Raw genomic sequence first — 1215 nt, forward strand, 5'->3', positions numbered from 1 at the left:
GTGCCCGCCGATCCGCAGCGAGCGCGTCTCGTAGGCGTAGCGCTCCGGCGTCTGCTCGGCGAAGATCCGGCACATGGGGGCGTCCTCCTCACGTCTGTTGCCGAAAGGATATTGAAGCGGAAGGCGGCTCGGCAAGCGGCCGATGCGTCGCGGCCGAGACGATCGCGGGGCAGCCATTCCCTTCCGCAGCGCCGACGCTCAGCAGGGTGCAGCTTTGGCGATGACGCTGCGTTCTAGCCCTTAACGAATCTCGGAGGACGCGCGATGGCACGGGAGAGCGGAGCGGACGGGCTGATGCGGACGAAGCCGATCGACCGCCTGCGGCAGGACGCGGAGGGCGGCAGCCACAGCCTCGAGCGGACGCTGGGGCCCTTGAGCCTGGTCGGGCTCGGCATCGGGGCGATCATCGGCGCCGGCCTGTTCTCGCTCACCGGCATCGCGGCAGCGGAGAATGCCGGGCCGGCGGTGGTGCTCTCGTTCGCCATCGCGGCCATCGGCTGCGCGCTCGCCGGCATGTGCTACAGCGAGCTCGCCAGCATGATCCCGGTCTCGGGCAGCGCCTACACCTACGCCTATGCCACGATGGGCGAGTTCGTCGCCTGGATCATCGGCTGGGACCTGGTGCTCGAATACGCGGTCGGGGCCGCCACCGTGTCGGTGAGCTGGTCGAAATACGTCGCCACCCTGTTGCAGGATTGGGGCATCACGCTGCCGCCGCGGCTGCTGCACTCGCCGTTCGAGACGGTGCAGTTCGCCGACGGCTCGACCGTCCACGGCCTCGTCAACCTGCCGGCCGTCCTGATCCTGTGCCTGATCTCGCTGCTCCTGATGCGCGGCGTTCGCGAATCGACCCGGGTCAACAGCGTGATCGTGGTGGTGAAGGTCGCAGTGGTGCTGATCGTGGTCGGGGTCGGCCTGTTCTACGTCAAGGCGCAGAACTACGTCCCGTTCATCCCGGAGAACACCGGCACCTTCGGCGAATACGGCTGGAGCGGCATCATGCGGGCGGCCGGCGTGGTGTTCTTCGCCTATATCGGCTTCGACGCGGTCTCGACGGCGGCGCAGGAGGTGAAGAACCCGCAGCGCACGATGATGATCGGCATCCTCGGCTCGCTCGCGATCTGCACCGTGCTCTACATCGCTTTCGCGGCGGTGCTCACCGGCCTCGTCCCCTACGCGTCGATGAAGGGCGATGCGGCCCCGGTCGCCACCGCC

The 1215-nt window shown here is 68.1% G+C and carries 1 protein-coding gene; it reads left to right on the forward strand.

What is annotated here, in order from left to right:
- Window positions 1–264: 264 nt before the first annotated feature.
- The coding region (locus tag VQ03_RS15850; RefSeq protein WP_048451861.1) for an amino acid permease at window positions 265–1215 on the forward strand (951 nt) is incomplete at its 3' end.

Origin of the sequence: Methylobacterium tarhaniae, from assembly GCF_001043955.1 — a bacterium.
Classification (GTDB): domain Bacteria; phylum Pseudomonadota; class Alphaproteobacteria; order Rhizobiales; family Beijerinckiaceae; genus Methylobacterium; species Methylobacterium tarhaniae.